Here is a 24193-nt window from a genome sequence, read left to right as displayed (position 1 = left end):
TCTCCTTCGTGCCTTCATGTGCGGGCGGCTCACCGGGCAGACTGGACAGATGGTTGATCAGGACGCGCAATCGCCGGTGGGCATCGAGCCTCCCGCCCTTTCCGTACTCCGCTGGGACGAGCCTCCGGAAGGGCCCGTGCTGGTGCTTCTCGACCAGACGCGGCTGCCCGCCGAGGAGGTCGAGCTGGTCTGCACCGATGTGCCCGCGCTGGTGCGGGCGATCCGGACGCTGGCGGTGCGAGGGGCTCCGCTGCTCGGGATCGCCGGGGGGTACGGGGTGGCGCTCGCGGCGGCGCGGGGCTACGACGTCGCGGAGGCGGCCGGTCTGCTGGAGGGGGCGCGGCCCACCGCGGTGAACCTCGGTTACGGGGTGCGGCGGGTGGCGGCGGCCTACTGGGAAACGGCCCGGAAGGGTGCGGGGGACGAGGCGGCGGCCGCTGCGGCGCTGGCCGAGGCGCGGGCCCTGCACCAGGAGGATGCCCAGGCCAGCAGGCGTATGGCGGAATTCGGTGAGGTGCTGCTCGAGGAGTTGCTGCCGGGCCGCGGGTATCGGCTGCTGACCCACTGCAACACCGGGGCGCTGGTCTCCGGGGGCGAGGGGACGGCGTTCGCCGTGGCGTTGCGGGTGCACCGGCACGGGCGGCTGCGCCGGCTGTGGGTGGACGAGACCCGGCCGCTGCTCCAGGGGGCCCGGCTGACCGCGTACGAGGCGGCGCGCAACGGTCTGGCGTACAGCCTGCTCACGGACAACGCGGCAGGGTCGCTGTTCGCGGCCGGGGAGGTCGACGCGGTGCTCATCGGGGCGGACCGCATCGCGGCGGACGGCTCGGTGGCCAACAAGGTGGGGAGCTATCCGCTGGCCGTGCTCGCGAAGTACCACCATGTGCCCTTCATCGTGGTGGCGCCGACGACGACCGTGGATCTGGAGACTCCGGACGGCACATCGATCATCGTCGAGCAGCGTTCCGGGAAGGAAGTGACGGAGCTCACATCGCCGCAGGGTGTATCGGCCGGTGAAGGAGGCGGGATGGTCGTCGCACCCCTCGGGGCCCCGGCGTACAACCCGGCCTTCGACGTCACACCGCCGGAACTGATCACGGCGATCGTCACCGAGGAGGGCGCCATTTCCCCGGTCACGGGGGTCGGACTGGCAGAGCTGTGTGCCAGGTCATCGCAGGTAACGATTAGCTAATGGGATGATGTCGATTATGAAGGGACGCGTCCTTGTCGTCGACGACGACACCGCACTGGCCGAGATGCTCGGGATTGTGCTGCGTGGAGAAGGTTTCGAGCCGTCGTTCGTAGCGGACGGCGACAAGGCACTGGCCGCATTTCGTGAGGCCAAGCCGGACCTGGTGCTGCTCGACCTCATGCTGCCCGGAAGGGACGGCATCGAGGTGTGCAGGCTGATCAGGGCCGAGTCCGGTGTGCCGATCGTCATGCTCACTGCCAAGAGCGACACCGTCGATGTCGTGGTCGGCCTGGAATCAGGCGCCGACGACTACATCGTCAAGCCGTTCAAACCTAAGGAGTTGGTTGCCCGGATCAGGGCACGTCTGCGGCGGTCCGAAGAGCCCGCACCGGAGCAGTTGACCATCGGTGACCTGGTCATCGACGTGGCCGGCCACTCCGTGAAGCGGGAGGGGCAGTCCATCGCCCTGACTCCGCTGGAGTTCGACCTGCTGGTCGCGCTCGCCCGCAAGCCGTGGCAGGTCTTCACCCGTGAGGTCCTGCTGGAGCAGGTGTGGGGTTACCGCCACGCGGCCGACACCCGCCTGGTGAATGTGCATGTCCAGCGTCTGCGTTCCAAGGTCGAGAAGGACCCGGAACGGCCGGAGATCGTCGTGACGGTCCGAGGCGTCGGCTACAAGGCCGGACCGAGCTGAGATGGCCGGAGGCAGTGCTGCTCCGGGGCCCGGGGAGCCGGGAGTCCGTACGGAGCGGGCTGCCGGCCCGGGACGGAAGGCGTCACGTATGAGCCGTTTCCTGCAGGGCGGCCGGCTGTTCGAGGACCGGACGCCCGGCGGGCCCGTACCGCGGTTGCTGATGCGGTGGGTACGCCGTCCGTTGCTGCCCGCCGTCCGTCTGTGGCGGCGCAACCTGCAGCTTCGCGTCGTCGCCGGCACCTTGCTGATGTCGATCGGAGTCGTGCTCCTGCTCGGCTTCGTCGTCATCGGACAGGTGCGCAACGGCCTGCTCGACGCGAAGGGCAAGGCCGCCCAGACCCAGGCCGCCGGCGGTTTCGCCGCGGCCCAGGAGAAGGCGAACGCTCCCCTCGCCCCCGGCGGGCAGGGCGGGGACGGCACCGACGGCATGACCGGAAGCACCTCCTGGCGCACCGAACTCGTCGACCAGCTCGCCAGTGGCGGCAAGAACGCCTTCAACGTGGTCGCGCTCAGCGTGGACTCGGCCACCGAGGGCGCGAGCAGTCGCGCCCCACGTGGTTCGGGCAGCGTCGAGGCGTCCAGCGTGCCCGAGCGCCTGCGCCAGGACGTGGGCAAGGGGCAGGGCGCCTTCCAGACGTACTCCCTGATCCGGTATTCGTACGGCAAGGAGTCGCAGCCGGGGCTCGTCGTCGGCAAGCGCCTCTACGACATCGATCAGCACCCCTACGAGCTCTACTACCTCTTCCCGCTCACGCAGGAGGAGAAGTCCCTGGCGCTGGTCAAGACGACCCTGGCGACCGCCGGGCTGTTCGTCGTCGTGCTGCTCGGGGCCATCGCCTGGTTCGTGGTGCGGCAGGTCGTCACACCGGTGCGGATGGCGGCGGGCATCGCCGAGCGGCTCTCCGCCGGCAAGCTCCAGGAACGCATGAAGGTCACCGGCGAGGACGACATCGCCCGGCTCGGCGAGGCCTTCAACAAGATGGCCCAGAACCTCCAGCTCAAGATCCAGCAGCTGGAGGAGCTCTCCCGGATGCAGCGGCGCTTCGTCTCCGACGTCTCGCACGAGCTGCGCACCCCCCTCACGACGGTCAGGATGGCCGCCGACGTCATCCACGAGGCGCGTGCCGACTTCGACCCCGTCACCGCTCGCTCCGCCGAGCTGCTGGGCGACCAGCTCGACCGGTTCGAGTCGCTGCTCGCCGATCTGCTGGAGATCAGCCGCTTCGACGCGGGCGCCGCGGCCCTGGAGGCCGAGCCGATAGACCTGCGGACCGTGGTGCACCGGGTGATCGGCGGCGCCGAGCCGCTCGCCGAGCGCAAGGGCAGCCGGATCCTCGTGATCGGTGACGACCAGCCGGTGATAGCCGAGGCCGACGCCCGCCGCGTCGAACGCGTCCTGCGCAACCTCGTCGTCAACGCCGTCGAGCACGGCGAGGGCCGGGACGTCGTCGTGCGGATGGGCGTCGCGCAGGGCGCGGTCGCCGTGGCCGTCAGGGACTACGGGGTCGGGCTCAAGCCCGGCGAGGCGACCCGCGTCTTCAACCGGTTCTGGCGCGCCGACCCGGCGCGCGCCCGGACGACCGGCGGGACCGGCCTCGGCCTCTCGATCGCCGTGGAGGACGCCCGGCTGCACGGCGGCTGGCTCCAGGCCTGGGGCGAGCCGGGCGGCGGTTCCCAGTTCAGGCTGACCCTGCCGCGTACGGCGGACGAGCCCCTGCGCGGTTCGCCGATACCGCTGGAGCCCGAGGACTCGCGGCGCAACCGGGACAACCGGGAGCGTGAGGAGGCCGGAGCGGCCCCTTCGGACGATCACCGGCTGATGTCGGTGCCGCCGCAGCCCGGGGCCGGCGACCGTTCGCCGCTGCCCGTGCCCGGTCGCGGCCCCGCCCTGCGCACCGGCGCCCCCTCGTCGGTGCACCCCGCCGCGCTGCCCGGCAACGGAGCACGTGTCGTCACGCGCCCGGCCCAGGAGCGTCCCGGTGGGCGCGCGGCCGACGGCGTACCCGATTCCGACCAGGAGGACACCACTCGTGGGTACTGACCGCCGTCCGGGCGGCCACGGACGGGCCGTGCGGATGTCCGCGCTGCTGGGCTGCGGCATCGTCGTGCTGGCCGGATGCGGCTCGATGCCGGTGACCGGGGACGTCAAGGCGGTCGACGCCTCACAGCCCGGGGACTCCCAGGTGCAGGTGTACGCGGTGGCGCCCCGGGAGGGCGCGCCGCCCAGCGAGATCGTCGACGGCTTCCTGGAGTCGATGACCAGCGACGATCCCGCGTTCGCGACCACGCGGAAGTATCTGAGCGCCGACGCCCGGCGGACCTGGCGGCCGAGCGGCGGCACCACGGTGCTCGCCCAGGCCCCCAACCGCAGCGGCCCCCTGCTCCACGACGAGGACAACCGGGCCACCCGGGACCGGGAGACCACCTACACGCTGACCGGTGAGAAGGTGGCGGCGGTCGACGCCCAGAGCTCCTACCAGCCGCTCGCGCCCACCGACTATTCCCAGACCCTGCACCTGGTGCTGGAGAAGGTGGCGGAGGGGAAGCAGGAGTGGCGCATCGACGTCGTGCCGGACGGCCTGGTCCTCGGGCAGTCCGACTTCAAGCGCCTCTACCGCTCCGTGAACAAGTACTACTTCGCCACCGGGCGTACGAACGGCCGGTCGACGCTCGTCGCGGACCCCGTCTACGTGCGCAACCGTACGGATCCGGTCACGCGCATGGACACCGCCACCCAGACCGTCCGGACGCTGCTCGCCGGGCCGACGAACTGGCTGCGGCCCGTCGTCGATTCCCGGTTCCCGACCGGGACCGCGCTGCGCAAGGGCGTCACCGCGCTGGCGCCCGATGATCAGAACGTCCTGAAGGTGCCGCTCAACCAGAAGGCCGACAAGGCGAGCCGGAGCGCCTGCCGGATGATGGCCGCCCAGGTGCTCTTCACACTCCGGGACCTGACCTCTGCTTGGGTCGAGCGGGTGGAGCTGGAAGGCGGCGAGGGCAAGCTCTGCGCGCTGGACGCCGACGACGCGCCGGACTTCTCCGCCGACCACGGCTCCGACGGGGCCGACAGTCAGTACTTCATCAACGACAAGGGCCAGGTGGAGCGGATCCCCGGCGCCACCGACGGCACCGGGTCGCCCGAGCCGGTGTCCGGTCCGCTCGGCGTGGGCGCCGTTCCGATGGGCGCCGTCGGGGTGGCCCGGGACGAGACGCGGGCCGCCGCGGTCTCGGCCAACGGGCAGAACCTCCACGTGTCCTCCCTGGAGGCGGACGGCGAGCTGACCGAGCCGCTCGTCACCAGCGCGGCGAAGAAGGCCGCCGACCGGCTGTCACCGCCGAGCTGGGACGGCCGCGGCGATCTGTGGGTCGCCGACCGCGATCCGGCCGGTTCCCGGCTGCTGCGGCTGGCCGGCGGAGCGGGCGAGCCGCAGGAGGTCAGGGTGCCGGGCCTCGACGGCGCCCGCATCGAGGAACTGCGGATGTCCGCGGACGGCGTGCGGATCGCCCTGCTGCTGACGAAGGACGGCCACACGACGCTGAACATCGGCCGGGTCGAGCGCCGGGGTTCCTCGGTGACGCCCGAGATCTCGGTCGAGGACCTGCGCCAGGCCGCACCGCAGCTGGCGGACGTCACGGCCATCTCCTGGTCCGGACGCAGCCGTCTGGTGGTGGTCGGCAAGGAGGAGGGCGGCGTCCAGCAGGTGCGATACGTGCAGGCGGACGGGTCCACGTCGGCCTCGGGTGCGCTGCCCGGGGTGAACCAGGTCCAGTCGGTCGCCGCGGCCGACGACGAAAAGCTTCCGCTGATGGCGGAGACCGTCGGCGACGGCATAGTGAAGCTCTCGCCGGGCGACAACTGGCAGACGGTTCTCAAGCAGGGCACGTCGTTGGTCTACCCCGGCTGATCCGGGAGCGCACGGACCGGCCGGGGCGCCCGGGTTTTCCACAGGGGTGGTCCGGCCCGTGAGGGCCCCGCACAGTGGGGTCATGCGGAACGTGTGGCACGAGCTGTCCGGTCTGCTCCTGCCGGTGGTCTGCGCCGGCTGCGGCAGACCGCGCACCGAGCTGTGCCCGGCCTGCGCGGCCGCGTTGCACGGTGGGCCGGCCCGCCGGGTCCGCCCCTCGCCCCGGCCCCCGGGCCTCCCGGCGGTGTACGCGGCCGCGCCGTACGAGAACGCCGTACGCGCGGTTCTGCTGGCCCACAAGGAGCGAGGGGCACTCGGGCTGGCGGGGGCGCTCGGACGGGCCCTGGCGGGTTCGGTACGGGCCGGGACGGGGCGACCGGGCGGCGCGGGCCCCCTGCTGCTGGTCCCGGTGCCCTCCGCGCGCTCCTCGACCGCGGCACGCGGCCATGACCCGGTGCGCCGGATCGCCGCCGCGGCCGCCCGGGACCTGCGGCGCCGGGGTCTGCCGGCCCGGGCGCTCCCGCTGCTGCGGCAGCGGCGCGCGGTCGCCGACCAGTCGGGGCTCGGGGCTCGGCAGCGGCGGGCGAATCTGGCCGGTGCGCTGGAGCTCACGGCGGAGGGAGGGCGACTGGTCCGGCACGGACTGTTCCGTCACGGCAGGGTGATCCTGGTCGACGACCTGTTGACGACGGGATCGACGCTGGCGGAGGCGGCACGGGCCGTCGGGGAGGCGCGCGGCGCCGGTCGGCAGCCCTCCGTGCACGGACGGTGCCGGGCGGCGGTCGTGGCAGCCTCTCCCTCCGCCTTCGAAATAAACCGGAACTGACCGAGAAACTGCATCGTTGCAGGTAATGAGAGGGCAATACCCCCTGAACGGAGGTACGTGCCAGTAGCGGGTGCCGAGACCCTGGTGCGCAGGCTATGTTCGGTTGTGAGGAACGGTGAATGCCGGACCTCGATGAATGCACCATCAGGTTTCGGGCAGGTAACTCACCGGTAGGAGAAGCACGCAAAGTCGGTGGGGTTGCGACCCTTCCGGCGGGGGAGGAGGAGGCGAAAGCCACCGAGTCCGAGGCCCTGGTGATCTCCGGGGCCTGGTGCAAAAGGGAGATGCTCCGCCGCTGAGCGGGGCGATCCGGGAACGGAGTTCTGCGTGGACATCGTCGTCAAGGGCCGCAAGACCGAGGTGCCCGAGCGGTTCCGCAAGCACGTGGCCGAGAAGCTGAAGCTGGACAAGATCCAGAAGTTCGACGGCAAGGTGATCAGCCTCGACGTCGAGGTGTCCAAGGAGCCGAATCCCCGTCAGGCCGACCGTTCCGACCGGGTGGAGATCACGCTCCGCTCCCGGGGACCGGTCATCCGGGCGGAAGCGGCGGCGGGCGACCCTTACGCAGCGCTCGACCTGGCCACCGGAAAGCTGGAGGCCCGGCTGCGCAAGCAGCACGACAAGCGCTACAGCCGCCGAGGCAACGGCCGTCTGTCTGCTGCCGAGGTCGGGGACGTGGTCCCCGGCGTCGCTTCGTTCGACGAGGACGGTGAGCTGGTCGGCGACCAGCCGACGGCGCCCGTCCCCACCACGAAGATCGGCTCGCTCGAAGTACAGGGCGAAGGGCCGCTCGTGATGCGCGAGAAGACCCACACCGCCGCACCGATGTCGCTCGACCAGGCGCTCTACGAGATGGAACTGGTCGGCCACGACTTCTACTTGTTCGTCGACTCCGAGACGAAGGAGCCCAGCGTCGTCTACCGGCGACACGCCTACGACTACGGCGTCATCCACCTGAGGACCGACCCGCTCGCCGCGGACGAAGCAGGCGGCGCGGGCGGTGCGCTCGGCGGCTGAGGCCACATCGCGCGGGTGCCCCCGGGGCGTTTTCACGCCACCGGGGGCACCCGCGCACGGGCACGGGGCCACCGTGCCGGGGGCCGGGCATGGAATCATGGCGGCCCGAGCCAATCGGTGTTCTGTGAAGTGCCGTTGGCGACCGACCGACACTTCAGGCCGTGGCCTTCAGGGGGAGGAACGATGGCGGACACCTTCGGGCCCGTGCGCGATGCGAACGACTCTGACGACGACGCCGGTGCGTATGCCGGCGCGGACGCGGACGGCGCCTCACGCAAGGAGCCGATCAGGGTCCTCGTGGTCGACGACCACGCGCTCTTCCGCAGGGGTCTGGAGATCGTCCTCGCGCAGGAGGAGGACATCCAGGTCGTCGGCGAGGCCGGGGACGGCTCCGAGGCGGTCGACAAGGCCGCCGATCTGCTGCCCGACATCGTGCTGATGGATGTCCGGATGCCCAAGCGCGGCGGCATCGAGGCCTGCACCGCCATCAAGGAGGTGGCCCCCAGCGCGAAGATCATCATGCTGACGATCAGCGACGAGGAGGCCGACCTCTACGAGGCGATCAAGGCGGGCGCGACCGGATATCTCCTCAAGGAGATCTCCACCGACGAGGTCGCCACGGCCATTCGCGCGGTCGCCGACGGACAGTCCCAGATCAGCCCCTCCATGGCCTCCAAGCTGCTCACCGAGTTCAAATCGATGATCCAGCGCACCGACGAGCGCCGGCTCGTTCCGGCGCCCCGGCTCACCGAACGCGAGCTGGAAGTGCTGAAACTCGTGGCGACCGGTATGAACAACCGGGATATCGCCAAGGAGTTGTTCATTTCCGAGAACACGGTGAAGAACCACGTCCGCAATATCCTGGAGAAGCTGCAGCTGCACTCCCGGATGGAAGCCGTGGTCTATGCCATGCGCGAGAAGATCCTGGAGATCCGGTAGCGGAAGGCCGGCGGCCGATCAGCGGTAGGCACGCCGGAGCGCGTGGCCGATCTCCGTCCTGAGCGGCTCGCGCAGCTCCGGGGCGTCGACCCGGTCCACCCGGATCTCCGTGCAGCCCACCCAGGCCGCCGCCTCCACCAGAGCCTCGGCCATCGGGGCCACCGCCTTCGGGCCGGCCAACGACGCCTGCTTGGCGACCAGCGTGGTGCCCTCGCGCGCCGGGTCGACCCGGCCCTGGAGCTTCCCGCCCGCCAGCAGCGGCATCGCGAAGTAGCCGTGGATCCGCTTCTGCTTGGGCACATAGGCCTCCAGCCGGTGCGTGAAGTCGAAGATCCGCTCCGTGCGCGCCCGCTCCCAGATCAGTGAGTCGAACGGCGACAACAGCGTCGTACGGTGGCGTCCGCGCGGCTCCTTGGCGAGGGCCTCCGGGTCCGCCCAGGCCGGCTTCGCCCAGCCCTCCACCGCGACCGGGACCAGCCCCGAGTCCGCCACCACGGCGTCGAACTCCTCGCCCCTGAGCCGGTGGTAGTCCGCGATGTCGCTACGGGTGCCGACGCCCAGGGACTTGCCGGCCAGCGCGACCAGCCGCCGCCGGCACTCGGCGTCGCTCAGCCCGTCGTGCAGCACGGCATCCGGAATGGCCCGCTCGGCCAGGTCGTAGACCCGCTTCCAGCCGCGCCGCTCGGTGCACACCACCTCGCCGTACATCAGGGCCCGCTCGACGGCGACCTTGGACGCCGACCAGTCCCACCACTCGCCGCCGTTCTTCGCGCCGCCCAGCTCGGTCGCCGTCAACGGGCCCTCGTCGCGCAGCTGCTTGATTACGGTGTCGTACACACCGTCGGGCAGATCGTGGCCCCAGTGCGGGCGGGAGCGGTAGGCGCGGCGGCGGAACGCGAAGTGCGGCCACTCCTCGACGGGCAGGATGCAGGCGGCGTGCGACCAGTACTCGAAGGTCCGGCCGCCCGACCAGTAGGCCTCCTCCACCGTCCGGCGGCCCACGGAGCCGAGCCGGGCGTAGGGAATCAGCTCGTGCGAGCGGGCCAGCACCGAGATCGTGTCCAGCTGGACCGCGCCGAGGTGACGCAGCACCCCGGGCACCCCCGCCCGGCGGTCCGGGGCCCCCAGGAAGCCCTGGGCGCGCAGCGCGATACGGCGGGCCTGGTCGGCGGAGAGTTCGACTGCGGGAGGAGGCACAGGCGTCATACGGCGAACCCTAGACGGCGCCACTGACAGTCCGGATCCGGATTCCGGCCGTGGAGCGCGGGTGAGGGAACGGGTCACCGGCCGGAATCAGAGGCTCCGCCGGACCGGGGCGGGTGCGGCCCGGGGACGTACGGGTGGGGGCCCGCGAGCCCCAGGTCGGACGGGAGCAGCGCCGCCGTCCAGGCATCGCGCCGCACCCCCTTGTTGAGCAGCCCGGACCGCTGTTCGCCCTCCAGCCGGAACCCCGCCCGCAGGGCTACCGCCCGCGAGGCCAGGTTGCCGGTCTCGGCCCGCCACTCCAGCCGGTCCGCGCCCAGCGAGGCGAAGGCCCAGCGGGCGGAGCCGAGCACCGCCTCGGTGACGTATCCACGGCCCCGGTGCTCCTTGGCGGACCAGTAGCCCACCTCGTACGTCCCCGGCCGGCTGCGGCGGTCGATGCCGAGTGCCCCGACGAGCGTCCCGGTCTCCCTCAGGGCCAGGGCGAAGTTGTAGACGGAGTCGTCCTGCCAGCCCGCCGCGCAGAGCTTCGTGGTGAACAGTTCCGCGTCGGTGAGGCGGTACGGGGAAGGGATCACCGTCCAGCGCTGGATCTCCGGGTCCTGGCAGGCGGCGTACACCTCGGCCGTGTCCTGCGGACCGAAGGGCCTCAGGAGCAGTCGTTCCGTGGTGAGCGTGATCGGTTCCATGAACCGATTCTTGTGAACCCGCTCCCGCGATGCGAGCACTTTTCGGGCTTCCCGGCACCTTCCGTGCCTTTGGACCGTTGTCCTATAAGGGTGCGGCGAGGTCCACGCGACGGCAGCCCTCCCGACGCGGTGGTGTCCTCGCTTACGATGGCCGTTGCGGTGGGGCCCACCTGCCGTGCCCGCGCCAGAGTCCATTACACGACCCAGTGCCAGGCCCGACCGGCAAGGAGACCAGCCTCAGTGTCCGTCTTCAACAAGCTCATGCGTGCAGGCGAAGGCAAGATCCTGCGCAAACTGCACCGCATCGCGGACCAGGTCAGCTCCATCGAAGAGGACTTCGTCAACCTCTCCGACGCCGAGCTGCGGGCGCTCACCGACGAGTACAAGGAACGGTACGCGGACGGCGAGAGCCTGGACGACCTGCTCCCCGAGGCGTTCGCCACGGTCCGTGAGGCCGCGAAGCGCGTCCTCGGACAGCGCCACTACGACGTACAGATGATGGGCGGAGCCGCCCTGCACCTCGGCTACGTGGCCGAGATGAAGACCGGTGAGGGCAAGACCCTCGTCGGCACCCTGCCCGCGTATCTGAACGCGCTCTCCGGCAAGGGCGTCCACCTGATCACGGTCAACGACTACCTCGCCGAGCGTGACTCCGAGCTGATGGGCCGGGTCCACAAGTTCCTCGGCCTGACCGTCGGCTGCATCGTCGCCAACATGACCCCGGCCCAGCGCCGCGAGCAGTACGGCTGCGACATCACGTACGGCACGAACAACGAGTTCGGCTTCGACTACCTCCGCGACAACATGGCGTGGTCCAAGGACGAGCTCGTCCAGCGCGGCCACAACTTCGCCGTGGTCGACGAGGTCGACTCGATCCTCGTCGACGAGGCCCGTACGCCGCTGATCATCTCCGGCCCGGCCGACCAGGCCACCAAGTGGTACGGCGACTTCGCCAAGCTGGTCACGCGTCTCACCAAGGGTGAGGCGGGCAACCAGCTCAAGGGCATCGAGGAGACCGGCGACTACGAGGTCGACGAGAAGAAGCGGACCGTGGCCATCCACGAGCCCGGTGTCGCCAAGGTCGAGGACTGGCTCGGCATCGACAACCTCTACGAGTCGGTGAACACCCCGCTCGTCGGCTATCTGAACAACGCCATCAAGGCCAAGGAACTGTTCAAGAAGGACAAGGACTACGTCGTCATCGACGGCGAAGTCATGATCGTCGACGAGCACACCGGCCGTATCCTCGCCGGCCGCCGCTACAACGAGGGCATGCACCAGGCGATCGAGGCGAAGGAAGGGGTGGACATCAAGGACGAGAACCAGACCCTCGCCACGATCACCCTGCAGAACTTCTTCCGCCTCTACGACAAGCTCTCCGGCATGACCGGTACGGCGATGACCGAGGCCGCCGAGTTCCACCAGATCTACAAGCTCGGCGTGGTGCCGATCCCGACGAACCGGCCGATGGTCCGCGCCGACCAGTCGGACCTGATCTACCGCACCGAGGTCGCCAAGTTCGCCGCGGTCGTCGACGACATCGCCGAGAAGCACGAGAAGGGCCAGCCGATCCTGGTCGGCACCACCTCGGTCGAGAAGTCCGAGTACCTCTCGCAGCAGCTCTCCAAGCGCGGTGTCCAGCACGAGGTCCTCAACGCCAAGCAGCACGACCGGGAGGCGACGATCGTCGCCCAGGCGGGCCGCAAGGGCGCCGTCACCGTCGCGACGAACATGGCCGGACGAGGCACCGACATCAAGCTCGGCGGCAACCCGGACGACCTCGCCGAGGCGGAGCTGCGCCAGCGTGGCCTCGACCCGGTGGAGAACGTCGAGGAGTGGGCGGCCGCGCTGCCCGCCGCGCTGGAGCAGGCCGAGGAGGCCGTGAAGGCGGAGTTCGAAGAGGTCAAGGACCTCGGCGGGCTCTACGTGCTCGGCACCGAGCGCCATGAGTCGCGCCGCATCGACAACCAGCTGCGCGGTCGTTCCGGCCGTCAGGGCGACCCGGGCGAGTCCCGCTTCTACCTGTCGCTGGGCGACGACCTGATGCGTCTGTTCAAGGCGCAGATGGTCGAGCGCGTCATGTCGATGGCGAACGTCCCCGACGACGTCCCGATCGAGAACAAGATGGTCACCCGCGCCATCGCCTCCGCCCAGTCGCAGGTCGAGCAGCAGAACTTCGAGACGCGTAAGAACGTCCTGAAGTACGACGAGGTGCTCAACCGGCAGCGCGAGGTCATCTACGGCGAGCGCCGCCGCGTTCTGGAGGGCGAGGACCTCCAGGACCAGATCCGGCACTTCATGGACGACACGATCGACGACTACATCCGGCAGGAGACCGCCGAGGGCTTCGCCGAGGAGTGGGACCTGGACCGGCTGTGGGGCGCCTTCAAGCAGCTCTACCCGGTGAAGGTCACCGTCGAGGAGCTGGAGGAGGCGGCCGGGGACCTGGCGGGCGTCACCGCCGAGTTCATCGCCGAGTCGGTCAAGAACGACATCCACGAGCAGTACGAGGAGCGCGAGAACACGCTCGGCTCCGACATCATGCGTGAGCTGGAGCGGCGCGTCGTCCTCTCGGTGCTCGACCGCAAGTGGCGCGAGCACCTCTACGAGATGGACTACCTCCAGGAGGGCATCGGCCTGCGGGCGATGGCGCAGAAGGACCCGCTGGTCGAGTACCAGCGCGAGGGCTTCGACATGTTCAACGCCATGATGGAGGGCATCAAGGAGGAGTCCGTCGGCTACCTGTTCAACCTGGAGGTCCAGGTCGAGCAGCAGGTCGAGGAGGTTCCGGTGCAGGACGGCGCCGAGCGCACCTCGCTGGAGAAGGAGAGCGCCGCCGCTGCCCCGCAGATCCGCGCCAAGGGCCTGGAGGCCCCGCAGCGGCCGGACCGGCTCCACTTCTCCGCTCCCACGGTGGACGGCGAGGGCGGTGTCGTCGAGGGCGACTTCGCCAGCGACGAGGACGGCGCGCGGTCCGGTTCCTCGGACGGCATGACGCGTGCCGAGCGCCGCAAGGCCCAGAAGAGCGGCGGTGGCGGTCGCCGTCGCAAGAAGTAGCGGCACGGGCAGTACCCCGGCAGGGGCCGGACACCACGCGGTGTCCGGCCCCTGCCGCGTCCTACGGGTCACCGGGGGCCCGGGGCCCCGGCGGTGAGTCGTTCGCCGCCCAGCTCCACCGCGGCGCAGCGCCAGCGCTGGTCGGCGCCCTGTTCCAGGCGGAAGGCCATCGCCCGGACCCGGTCGCCCGCGGTGATGCTGGCGAACGCCTCGACCACGCCCGTGGCGGGCTGGGCCCCTCGGCAGTGCCGAAGGACGGGGCGGCTGCCCCGGACGGCCCCCAGCGGGGTGCTCGGGGCCAGCTCGGCGAGCTGGTCGTAGGCCTCGCCGATGGTGTGGCCGAGCATCCAGTGCACCGGGCGCTGGCCGCTGAGGACCGCGAGCAGGCGTTCGGCGAACCACTGGTGGGGCCGTTGCGGCCGGTGGGGCTGCAGCCTGCGGGACCGCTGCGGAGGTACCGACCGGGGACCGCTCCGGTCGCGTCGTCCTGCGGGCCTCGTCCTGTCCGTGCTCATGATCGTCGCCCCCGTTGACCGGGCCCGGTGTATACCGGGCGGTAACTTGTGTCGGGAATCTTCTACGGGTGCGGTCGTCAGCGACGCAAGGGGCCTCTCGGCGGTGAACGGGTGCGGCACGGTTCACCTATCAGTGGCTCGACCCTTGTGCGACAAGGGCTGCGGCGAGGGTGACGGGCCTTCGGCGGTGGACGGACGCCCCCGGTTGCCGAAACCCGAAAGGGGACGCTCCCACGTATCCTGAGGACGTTTCCCTCTACGAAAGCGACCTGCCATGCGCGTGTACGTCCCCCTGACCCTCTCCGGTCTCGCAGCGGCGCACGGTGCGGGCGAGGTCGGCCCCGGGCCGCTGACGGCCTACGCGGTGACGCCCGGGCTGCGCGAGTGGTACGTCTCCGACGACATCGAGGAGCTGGAGTACGCGGCGCTCAACCGGGCCGCCGCCGCCTCGCTCCGGATGATCGCCGGGAACCCGGACGAGGTGCGCCGCCGGGTCGTCCTCGCCGTCGACGTGCCGGACGGGTCCGCTGCCGCCGACCCCGATCACGGGCTGAGCGCGGCCTCGCTCGGCGAGGTGCGGATCGCCGCCGCGCTGCCGCTGGCCAAGGCGGCGGCGGTGCACGTGGACGCCGAGGACGCGGAGAAGGACGTGGCCGCCGCGGCGGCCGCCCTGGGGGCGGCGGACCTCGGCGACGACGACGCGCAGTTCACCGTGGACGGCGCCGAGGACCATGAGCTGCTCTGGTTCGGTGTCCAGGAGATTCCGCAGCTCATCGGCTGAGTCGGCGCTGATCCGGTGCTGAGGCGGCGGCCTTGTCGGACCCGGCGGGTATTTTTTTCTGTATGACTTCCGGGACGACACGCACACATCTGGTCTGGGACTGGAACGGCACGCTGCTCGACGACACCCATGCCGTCATCCAGGCGACGAACGCCGCGTTCGCGGAGGTCGAGCTGGAGCCGATCACGCTGGAGCAGTACCGGGAGATGTACACGATCCCCATACCCCGGTTCTACGAGCGATTCCTGGGCCGGCTGCCCACCGAGGCCGAGTGGGAGCGGATGGACGGCGTCTTCCACCGGTACTACGCGGAGCAGCGGGCCGCCTGCGGTCTCACCGACGGGGTGGAGGAACTGCTGCACCAGTGGCAGCGGGCCGGGCGCAGTCAGTCGTTGCTGAGCATGTACGGGCACGAGCAGCTGGTGCCGGTGGTGCGGGGGTACGGGATCGAGCCGCGGTTCGTCCGCGTCGAGGGGCGTACGGGGCCGTCCGGCGGGAGCAAGGCGCTCCACATGGAGCGGCACTTCGCCGCGCTGGCCGGGGCGGGTGGTGTCGACGGGTTCGCGCCGGAGAACGCGGTGGTCATCGGGGATGCGCTCGATGACGCGGTGGCGGCGGCGCATGTGGGGGCTCGGGCTGTGCTGTACACGGGTGGGTCGCACAGTCGGAGCAGTCTGGAGGGGGCGGGGGTGCCGGTGGTGGACAGCCTGGGGGAGGCGGTGGCGTTGGCGGAGACGTTCGTCGCGTAGCGGGAGCGGTGGGGGGTGCGGTGGTGCGGTGGTGCGGGTTTTCGGGGCGCTGCCCCGGGCCCCGGTCCTCAAACGCCGGACGGGCTGGAAAAGATGCCCTCAGTCGCCGGCGGGCCGGAGGGGTGCTCGGGCAGGCTTGAGGGTGCGGCGCTTCGCGGGGGAAAGATGTCCTCAATCGCCGGACGGGCTTGATCGGAGTACCTTCAGGAACTCTCGCATCCATGCCGCGTGGTCCGGCCAGGCTCTTGATGAGACCAAGGGGCCGTCCACCACCGCCTCCGTGTCCTGGAACGTCGCGCCCGCGCTCTGCATGTCCGGTTCCAGCGCCGGGTACGCCGTCACGCTGCGGCCGCTCAGGTTGCCGGTGGCCGCGGTGATCAGGGGGCCGTGGCAGATCTGGGCCACCGGGCGGTCCGCGGAGAAGAAGGCGCCGACGATCTTCCGCAGCTCGGCGTTGTTGCGGAGGTACTCGGGGGCCCGGCCGCCGGGGATCACCAGGGCGATGTAGGCGCCGGGGTCGACCTCGGAGAAGGACAGGTCGGCGGGCCAGGTGTAGCCGGGCTTCTCCGTGTACGTGTCGAAGCCGGGCTCGAAGTCGTGGACCACGAAGCGCAGCGTCTTGCGTTCGGGGGCCGCGATGTCGACCTCGTACCCCTCCTCCAGCAGCCGCTGGTACGGGTAGAGGACTTCGAGCGACTCGGCGGCGTCGCCGGTGACGATGAGGATCTTCTGCGGCATGGCGGGCTCCTCGGGGCCGGTGGCCCCGATGGCGTGCCCAGGGCCTGAATCCGTGCGGTGAGGACAGAATGCCCCGGTTCCGGGAGTTCGCCAAGGCGGCGCGGCGCACTGTCCAGAGTGTCAAAGTTCGGGGGGTTCTTTTGTACACAAGCAGCTCATGACGCGGTGGGGTGCGAGGGCGATAGCCTGGTGCCGTGATCAGCGCGATACGCCTCGGGGGCAGCGAAGCCCCCGGCCGCCGCCCGGAGTGCCACAGCACCCGGGCGATCCGCGATCTTCCGACTCCGGACCGGCTGCCGAAAATGGCCAATATGGTCCCGGGTATCTCTCGAAGCGGCATAGCGTCGACCCAGACCGGAAACCCCGCGTCGTGGCGGTACGCCGCTTTTCTCACCTACGTCACGCAACGGCGCGCGACAGGAGCCAGAGGACATGCAGACCAAGCTGGACGAAGCCAAGGCCGAGCTGCTCGCAGGGGCCGCCAAGGTAGCTGAAGACGGTCCGGGCGGTGGTGTCGGTGGCCCGGGAGGTGCCCCCCGGGCGCGGGTCGCCGCTGCCGGGGCCGACGCGAGCGACCGTCCCGGCCAGGACACGGTGCTCGCCTACCTCCAGCGCTACTACCTGCATACGGCTCCGGAGGACCTCAGCGGCCGTGACCCGGTGGACGTCTTCGGCGCCGCCGCCTCGCACTACCGGCTGGCCGAGAATCGTCCCCAGGGCACCGCGAACGTCCGGGTGCACACCCCGACCGTCGAGGAGAACGGCTGGACCTGCAGCCACTCCGTCGTCGAGGTCGTCACCGACGACATGCCCTTCCTGGTGGACTCCGTCACCAACGAGCTGTCCCGGCAGGGGCGCGGCATCCATCCCGACGAGGAGGTCGAGGAGGCCCGCGAGCTGCTGCGCTGGCTGGCCGCCGACCACTTCACCTTCCTCGGCTACCGCGAGTACGAGCTCAAGGACAGCGACGCGCTGGCCGCCGTACCCGGCACCGGGCTCGGCATCCTGCGCTCCGACCCGCAGCACAGCGAGGACGAGGCCCACCCGGTCAGCCCGTCCTTCGACCGGCTGCCCGCCGACGCCCGCGCCAAGGCCCGCGAGCACAAGCTCCTCGTCCTGACGAAGGCCAACAGCCGGGCCACCGTGCACCGCCCCAGCTACCTCGACTACGTCGGCGTCAAGAAGTTCGACGCCAAGGGCAACGTCGTCGGCGAGCGGCGCTTCCTCGGGCTCTTCTCCTCCGCCGCCTACACCGAGTCCGTGCGCCGGGTGCCCGTCATCCGCCGCAAGGTCGCCGAGGTCGTCGAGGGCGCGGGCTTCTCGTACAACAGCCACGACGGCCGCGACCTGCTGCAGATCCTGGAGACCTACCCGCGCGACGAGCTCTTCCAGACGCCCGTCGACCAGCTCCGCTCCGTCGCGACCTCCGTCCTCTACCTCCAGGAGCGCCGCCGGCTGCGGCTCTACCTGCGTCAGGACGAGTACGGGCGCTACTACTCCGCGATCGTCTACCTCCCGCGCGACCGCTACACCACCGGCGTGCGCCTGCGGCTGATCGACATCCTCAAGGAGGAGCTCGGCGGCAACAGCGTCGACTTCACCGCCTGGAACACCGAGTCGATCCTCTCCCGGCTGCACTTCGTCATCCGCGTCCCGGCCGGCACCGAGCTGCCGCATCTGACGGACGCCGACGCCGACCGGATCGAGGCCCGTCTCGTCGAGGCGGCCCGCTCCTGGGCCGACGGCTTCCAGGAGGCGCTCAACGCCGAACTGGGCGAGGAGCGCGGCGCGGAACTGCAGCGCCAGTACGGCCACTCGTTCCCCGAGGGCTACAAGGCCGACCACTCGCCGCGCGCCGCCGTGGCCGACCTGGTCCACCTGGAGACCCTCAAGCAGGGCGAGAAGGACTTCGCCCTCAGCCTGTACGAGCCGGTCGGCGCGGGCCCCGGCGAGCGCCGCTTCAAGATCTACCGGACCGGCGAGCAGGTCTCCCTCTCCGCCGTCCTCCCGGCGCTCCAGCAGCTCGGCGTCGAGGTCGTCGACGAGCGGCCGTACGAGCTGCGCTGCGCGGACCGCACGCACGCCTGGATCTACGACTTCGGGCTGCGGATGCCGCTGGCCAACGGCAACGGCGGCTACCTCGCCGACGACGCCCGCCTCCGCTTCCAGGAAGCCTTCGCCGCCGTCTGGAAGGATGAGGCGGAGAACGACGGCTTCAACGCGCTGGTCCTCGGCGCCGGGCTGAACTGGCGGCAGGCCATGGTGCTGCGCGCCTACGCGAAGTACCTGCGGCAGGCCGGATCCACCTTCAGCCAGGACTACATGGAGTCCACGCTCCGCAACAACGTCCACACCACCCGGCTGCTCGTCTCGCTCTTCGAGGCCCGGATGTCCCCGGGGCGCCAGAGCGCCGGCACCGAGCTGACCGACGGGCTCCTGGAGGAGCTGGACGGGGCCCTGGACCAGGTCGCCTCGCTCGACGAGGACCGGATCCTGAGGTCCTTCCTCACCGTCATCAAGGCCACCCTGCGCACCAACTTCTTCCAGAAGACGGACGACGGCACGCCGCACTCGTACGTCTCGATGAAGTTCGACCCGCAGGCCATCCCGGACCTGCCCGCGCCCCGGCCGGCGTTCGAGATCTGGGTCTACTCGCCGCGCGTGGAGGGCGTCCACCTGCGCTTCGGCAAGGTCGCCCGCGGCGGTCTTCGCTGGTCGGACCGGCGCGAGGACTTCCGTACGGAGGTGCTCGGCCTGGTCAAGGCGCAGATGGTGAAGAACACCGTCATCGTGCCCGTCGGCGCCAAGGGCGGTTTCGTGGCCAAGCAGCTCCCGGACCCGTCCGTGGACCGCGACGCCTGGTTCGCCGAGGGCATCGCCGCCTACCGCACGTTCATCTCGGCGCTGCTCGACATCACCGACAACATGGTGGCCGGCGAGGTCGTGCCGCCCGTCGACGTCGTCCGGCACGACGAGGACGACACCTACCTCGTCGTCGCCGCAGACAAGGGCACCGCGAGCTTCTCCGACATCGCCAACGAGGTCGCCGTCGCGTACGGCTTCTGGCTCGGTGACGCGTTCGCCTCCGGCGGCTCGGCCGGTTACGACCACAAGGGCATGGGCATCACCGCCCGCGGCGCCTGGGAGTCCGTCAAGCGGCACTTCCGGGAGCTGGGCCACGACACCCAGACCGAGGACTTCACCGTCGTCGGCGTCGGCGACATGTCCGGCGACGTGTTCGGCAACGGCATGCTGCTCTCCGAGCACATCCGCCTGGTCGCGGCCTTCGACCACCGGCACATCTTCATCGACCCGAACCCGGACGCCGCCACCTCGTACGCCGAGCGGCGCCGGCTCTTCGACCTGCCGCGCAGCTCCTGGGCGGACTACGACACCGGCCTGCTCTCGGCGGGCGGCGGCGTCCACCCGCGCAGCGCCAAGTCGATCCCGCTCAACGCGCACATCCGCGAGGCGCTCGGCATCGACGCGTCGGTGAGCAAGATGACGCCCGCCGACCTGATGCAGACCATCCTCAAGGCCCCGGTCGACCTGGTGTGGAACGGCGGCATCGGCACGTACATCAAGGCCGTCTCCGAGTCCAACGCCGACGTCGGCGACAAGGCCAACGACGCGATCCGCGTCAACGGCGAGGACCTGCGGGCCAAGGTCGTCGGCGAGGGCGGCAACCTCGGCGCCACCCAGCTCGGCCGGATCGAGTTCGCCCGCAACGGCGGCCGGATCAACACCGACGCGATCGACAACAGCGCCGGTGTGGACACCTCCGACCACGAGGTGAACATCAAGATCCTGCTCAACGGTCTGGTCCGGGACGGCGACATGACCGTCAAGCAGCGCAACAAGCTGCTCGCCGACATGACCGACGAGGTCGGCGCGCTCGTCCTGCGCAACAACTACGCGCAGAACGTGGCCCTCTCCAACGCCTCCGCGCAGGCGCCCTCGCTGCTCCACGCCCAGCAGCGCTTCATGCGCCGGCTGGAGCGGGACGGCGCGCTCGACCGGGCGCTGGAGTTCCTGCCCGCCGACCGGCACATCCGGGAGCTGCTGAGCAACGAGAAGGGGCTCAGCCAGCCCGAACTGGCCGTGCTGATCGCCTACACGAAGATCACGACGGCGGACGAGCTGATCTCCACCGTCCTGCCGGACGACCCGCATCTGCAGAAGCTGGTGCACGCCTACTTCCCGAGCGAGCTGCGCGAGCGGTTCCCCGAGGCGGTCGACGGGCATGCGCTGCGGCGCGAGATCATCACGACGGTGCTGGTCAACGACACGGTCAACACCGCTGGTTCGACCTTCCTGCACCGGCTGCGGGAGGAGACCGGGGCGTCGATCGAGGAGATCGTGCGGGCCCAGTACACGGCCCGCGAGATCTTCGGCCTGTCCTCGGTGTGGGACGCCGTCGAGGCGCTCGACAACCAGGTCGCCGCCGATGTCCAGACCCGGATCCGGCTGCACTCGCGGCGGCTGGTCGAGCGCGGTTCGCGCTGGCTGCTGGGCAACCGGCCGCAGCCCGTCGCCATCGCGGAGACCATCGACCTGTTCCGGGACGGCGTCGAGCAGGTCTGGAGCGAGCTGCCCAAGCTGGTCAAGGGCGCGGACCTGGACTGGTACCACTCGATCCTGGACGAGCTGACGGCCGCGGGTGTGCCGGACGAGCTGGCGGTGCGGGTGGCCGGGTTCTCCTCCGCCTTCCCGGCGCTGGACATCGTGGCCATCGCCGACCGTACGGGCAAGGAGCCGCTGGAGGTGGCCGAGGTCTACTACGACCTCGCGGACCGGCTGCGGATCACCCAGCTGATGGACCGGATCATCGAGCTGCCGCGGGCCGACCGCTGGCAGTCCATGGCCCGCGCGTCCATCCGCGAGGACCTGTACGCGGCGCATGCGGCGCTCACGTCGGACGTGCTGAGCGTGGGGAACGGGGCTTCGACGCCGGAGCAGCGGTTTGTGGCGTGGGAGTCGAAGAACGCGGCGATTCTTGCCCGGTCGCGGTCGACGCTGGAGGAGATCCAGGGGTCGGACGCGTTTGATCTGGCGAATCTGTCGGTGGCCATGCGGACGATGCGGACGTTGTTGCGTACGCACGCGTAGCTGCTGGCGTACGTCTGTGGGGGCCGGTGCCGTTGGTGGCGCCGGCCCCCTCGGCGTGGGTTTGTCCTCAAGCGCCGGACGGGCTGAAAGATGCCCTCAAACGCCGGGCGGGCTGGGGGTGGCTGGACGGGCTGGGAAAGGTGCCCTCAATCGCCGGGCGGGCTGGGGGTGGCTGGACGGGCTGGGAAAGGTGCCCTCAATCGCCGGGCGGGCTGGGGGTGGCTGGGCGGGCTGGGGTTGTGCGGGCGGGGAGGCTACTTGCGGTTGGTGAACGCCTCGTACGCTGCCACTACGTCCTTTGCCGGGCCGTCCATTCTCAGGGTGCCCGCCTCCAGCCACAGCGCGCGGTCGCAGGTGTCGGTGATGGACTTGTTGCTGTGGCTCACCAGGAACACCGTGCCCGCTTCGGCGCGCAGTTCCTTGATGCGGTCCTTGCTACGGCGCTGGAACTTGGCGTCGCCCGTGGACAGGGCCTCGTCGATCAGGAGTACGTCGTGGCTCTTGGCCGCCGCGATGGAGAAGCGGAGCCGTGCGCCCATGCCCGAGGAGTACGTGCGCATCGGCAGCGTGATGAAGTCGCCCTTCTCGTTGATGCCGGAGAAGTCGACGATCGCGTCGTAGCGTTCGCGGATCTGCTCGCGCGTCATGCCCATCGCGAGTCCGCCCAGCACCACGTTGCGCTCGCCGGTCAGGTCGCCCATCAGCGCCGCGTTCACGCCGAGCAGCGAGGGCTGGCCCTGGGTGTGGACCCGGCCCCGGGTCGGCGGGAGCAGGCCCGCGACGGCCTTGAGCAGCGTGGACTTGCCCGAGCCGTTGGAGCCGATCAGGCCGATCGCCTCGCCCTTGTACGCGGCGAAGCTGACGCCCTTCACGGCGTGCACCTTGCGGGCGCCGGGAGTCGCGCGGCGGGTGGTGAGCCGGCTGAGTGCCGAGGTGGCGCTGCCCCTGCCCGTCCGGGCGCCGTTGACGGTGTACGTGATGTGGACGTCGTCGACGACGACGGTCGGGACGCGCCGGTCCCCAGATACGTTTTCGGTGTCAGCCACGTCCGTACGTCTCCTCGGCCTTCCAGAAGTACACGAAGCCGGCGACTCCGCAGAGCAGGGCCCAGCCCAGTGCCGCCGCCCACACGTGCGCCGGCAGCCCGCTGTAGCTGTCGATGAGCGCGTACCGCATGAGGTTGATGTAGATCGCCGCCGGGTTGTACTCCAGCAGCACCAGCACCGCGTGCGGCACCCGGTCGCCGGCCAGCAGATGGTCCAGGCTCCACATCACGCCGGAGGAGTACATCCAGGTCCGCAGCACGAACGGCGTCAGCTGCGCGATGTCGGGGGTCCTGGCCGTCAGCCGGGCCATCACCATCGACAGGCCCGTGTTGAACAGTGCCTGGAGCGCCAGCGCCGGGATCGCCAGCAGCCAGGACGGCCGCGGGTACTGGCCGAACACCAGCAGGATGAGGGTCAGCGCGCCCAGCGAGAACAGCAGCTGCTGCAACTGCTGGAGCGCCAGCGCCACCGGCAGCGAGGCGCGCGGGAAGTGCAGGGCCCGCACCAGGCCGATGTTGCCGCTGATCGCCCGGGTGCCCGCGGTGATCGAACTGCTGGTGAAGGTCCAGATGAAGACCCCGGTGACCAGGAACGGAACGAAGTCCTCCACCCCGCGCCTGGTGTCCATCAGGACGCCGAAGATGAAGTAGTAGACGGTCGCGTTCAGCAGCGGCGTCATGATCTGCCAGATCTGGCCGAGCTTCGCCTGGCTGTACTGGGCCGTCAGCTTGGCCGTCGCGAACGCGGCGATGAAGTGCCGCCGGCCCCAGAGCTGCCGGATGTACGCGGGCAGCGAGGGCCGGGCACCGCTGACCGTCAGGCCGTGCCGGGCGGCCAGGGCCGCCAGCTCACCGGGTGCGTAGGTGGGAACGGCCTGGTCGGGAGTGCTCACCGGGGACGGCGGAGCTGCTGTCTGGCTCACCACGGACGATCGCTTTCGACGGAAGCGGAGGGGGGATGGGACGGTACGGTCCCGTGGGGACGCTTTCGTTGGGACGGGACCGTATCGTCGTAACGCTGAGAGTAGGACGCTTGTACGTCGCAACGCAACCGTTTCGTCGCGGCCGACTATGCTGCGGGCCATGACCACCGAACGGGGAACCCGCCGCCGCGCCCCCGCAGGCGCCGCCGTCCTGCGGGAGGACGTGACCGACGCCATCCGCGCCGCCGTCTTCGAGGAACTCGCCGCGGTGGGGTTCGCCCGGATGTCCATCGAGGGCATCGCCCGGCGCGCGGGCGTCGGCAAGACCGCCGTCTACCGCCGCTGGAAGTCCAAGCTGGCGCTCGTCCTCGACCTGGTCGCGGCCGTCGCCGCCCAGGGGATGCCCGCCCCGGCCACCGGCTCGCTGTACGGGGATGTGCGCGCCGTCCTCGAACTGGCCGCCTACGCCCTGCGCCACCCGGTCGCCTCACAGGTCATCCCGGACCTGCTCGTCGAGGCGGCCCGCAATCCGGAGATCTCCGAGGCGATCAAGGCCGCGCTCCTGGACCAGCAGCAGGGCGTCGCCGCCGTGGTGGTGCGGGAGGCGGTGGCCCGGGGGGAACTGCCGGAAGGGAGCGATCCGGACCGGGCGCTCGACCTCATCGTCGGGCCGCTGTACTGGCGGCTCGTCGTCGTCCGCGGCGAACTGCCCAAGGGCTACCTGGACGATCTGGCGGCCTCGGCGGTCGCCGCCCTCAAGCACGCCTGAGAGTCCTCGAACGCGCCTGTCCGCCTGAGGGCCCTTACCGCT

Annotated in this window: 18 protein-coding genes; 12 read left to right on the top strand and 6 right to left on the bottom strand. The window is 70.5% G+C overall.

Going from position 1 to position 24193, the window contains the following annotated elements; all coding sequences use genetic code 11:
* The first annotated feature begins 49 nt into the window (after positions 1-49).
* The 7 genes from mtnA to KV381_RS13165 all read left to right on the top strand — a co-directional run bounded on the left by mtnA (position 50) and on the right by KV381_RS13165 (position 8573).
* Positions 50-1192 (top strand): S-methyl-5-thioribose-1-phosphate isomerase, encoded by a 1143-nt coding sequence (gene mtnA / locus KV381_RS13195; protein WP_218785263.1) that lies wholly within the window; start codon positions 50-52, stop codon positions 1190-1192.
* 4 nt (positions 1193-1196) lie between these two features.
* Positions 1197-1886, top strand: coding sequence for a two-component system response regulator MtrA (gene mtrA / locus KV381_RS13190; protein WP_007448372.1), 690 nt, complete (start codon positions 1197-1199; stop codon positions 1884-1886).
* A 1-nt stretch (position 1887) separates the two neighbouring features.
* Positions 1888-3927, top strand: a complete 2040-nt coding sequence (gene mtrB / locus KV381_RS13185) for an MtrAB system histidine kinase MtrB (RefSeq protein WP_030628853.1) — start codon at positions 1888-1890, stop codon at positions 3925-3927.
* Between the two features lie 34 nt (positions 3928-3961).
* A complete protein-coding gene (locus KV381_RS13180) occupies positions 3962-5791 on the top strand; it encodes an LpqB family beta-propeller domain-containing protein (RefSeq protein WP_218787211.1) in 1830 nt (609 codons plus the stop codon).
* A gap of 82 nt (positions 5792-5873) precedes the next feature.
* On the top strand, positions 5874-6617 hold the full coding sequence (locus tag KV381_RS13175; protein WP_086777911.1) for a ComF family protein: 744 nt from the start codon (positions 5874-5876) through the stop codon (positions 6615-6617).
* Between the two features lie 327 nt (positions 6618-6944).
* Complete coding sequence (hpf, locus tag KV381_RS13170) at positions 6945-7634, top strand: ribosome hibernation-promoting factor, HPF/YfiA family (protein ID WP_030089160.1); 690 nt, start codon at positions 6945-6947, stop codon at positions 7632-7634.
* A gap of 183 nt (positions 7635-7817) precedes the next feature.
* Entirely contained in the window at positions 7818-8573 is a 756-nt protein-coding gene (locus KV381_RS13165; RefSeq protein WP_030089158.1) for a response regulator transcription factor, read from the top strand.
* A gap of 18 nt (positions 8574-8591) precedes the next feature.
* Here the strand turns inward: KV381_RS13165 and KV381_RS13160 are convergent, their stop codons facing one another.
* Together KV381_RS13160 and KV381_RS13155 are read right to left on the bottom strand one after the other, a co-directional pair.
* A complete protein-coding gene (locus KV381_RS13160) occupies positions 8592-9779 on the bottom strand; it encodes a winged helix-turn-helix domain-containing protein (RefSeq protein ID WP_030628861.1) in 1188 nt (395 codons plus the stop codon).
* A gap of 74 nt (positions 9780-9853) precedes the next feature.
* On the bottom strand, positions 9854-10465 hold the full coding sequence (locus tag KV381_RS13155) for a GNAT family N-acetyltransferase (RefSeq protein WP_218785262.1): 612 nt from the start codon (positions 10463-10465) through the stop codon (positions 9854-9856).
* A gap of 240 nt (positions 10466-10705) precedes the next feature.
* Here KV381_RS13155 and secA point away from each other — a divergent pair, with 240 nt between their 5' ends.
* The gene (gene secA, locus KV381_RS13150; protein ID WP_030089152.1) at positions 10706-13522 is read left to right on the top strand and encodes a preprotein translocase subunit SecA; all 2817 of its coding nucleotides are present in this window, start codon (positions 10706-10708) and stop codon (positions 13520-13522) included.
* Between the two features lie 68 nt (positions 13523-13590).
* Here the strand turns inward: secA and KV381_RS13145 are convergent, their stop codons facing one another.
* Positions 13591-14037, bottom strand: a complete 447-nt coding sequence (locus KV381_RS13145; RefSeq protein ID WP_086777913.1) for an Rv3235 family protein — start codon at positions 14035-14037, stop codon at positions 13591-13593.
* A 274-nt stretch (positions 14038-14311) separates the two neighbouring features.
* On the opposite strand from KV381_RS13145, the gene KV381_RS13140 reads away from it, so the two are divergent.
* Together KV381_RS13140 and KV381_RS13135 are read left to right on the top strand one after the other, a co-directional pair.
* A complete protein-coding gene (locus KV381_RS13140; RefSeq protein ID WP_030089147.1) occupies positions 14312-14818 on the top strand; it encodes a hypothetical protein in 507 nt (168 codons plus the stop codon).
* Positions 14819-14880: 62 nt separating this feature from the next.
* Entirely contained in the window at positions 14881-15567 is a 687-nt protein-coding gene (locus tag KV381_RS13135; protein ID WP_030089145.1) for an HAD family hydrolase, read from the top strand.
* 171 nt (positions 15568-15738) lie between these two features.
* On the opposite strand, the gene KV381_RS13130 is transcribed toward KV381_RS13135, so the two are convergent.
* Positions 15739-16305: a DJ-1/PfpI family protein gene (locus tag KV381_RS13130; protein ID WP_030628868.1), complete on the bottom strand. Its 567-nt coding sequence runs from the start codon at positions 16303-16305 to the stop codon at positions 15739-15741.
* A gap of 432 nt (positions 16306-16737) precedes the next feature.
* Here KV381_RS13130 and KV381_RS13125 point away from each other — a divergent pair, with 432 nt between their 5' ends.
* Positions 16738-21414, top strand: a complete 4677-nt coding sequence (locus KV381_RS13125; RefSeq protein WP_218785261.1) for an NAD-glutamate dehydrogenase — start codon at positions 16738-16740, stop codon at positions 21412-21414.
* A gap of 254 nt (positions 21415-21668) precedes the next feature.
* Here the strand turns inward: KV381_RS13125 and KV381_RS13120 are convergent, their stop codons facing one another.
* Positions 21669-22460: an ABC transporter ATP-binding protein gene (locus KV381_RS13120; RefSeq protein WP_218785260.1), complete on the bottom strand. Its 792-nt coding sequence runs from the start codon at positions 22458-22460 to the stop codon at positions 21669-21671.
* Entirely contained in the window at positions 22453-23352 is a 900-nt protein-coding gene (locus KV381_RS13115) for an ABC transporter permease (protein WP_181007869.1), read from the bottom strand. The genes KV381_RS13120 and KV381_RS13115 overlap by 8 nt, the downstream gene beginning before the upstream one ends.
* A gap of 178 nt (positions 23353-23530) precedes the next feature.
* Between KV381_RS13115 and KV381_RS13110 the strand changes: the two genes are divergently transcribed.
* Positions 23531-24151, top strand: coding sequence for a TetR/AcrR family transcriptional regulator (locus KV381_RS13110; RefSeq protein ID WP_030628871.1), 621 nt, complete (start codon positions 23531-23533; stop codon positions 24149-24151).
* Positions 24152-24193: the final 42 nt, after the last annotated feature.

It is taken from the genome of Streptomyces sp. WY228, from assembly GCF_019287315.1.
In the GTDB taxonomy this organism is placed as follows: domain Bacteria; phylum Actinomycetota; class Actinomycetes; order Streptomycetales; family Streptomycetaceae; genus Streptomyces; species Streptomyces caviscabies.
This window is presented reverse-complemented; position numbering and strand designations above follow the sequence as displayed.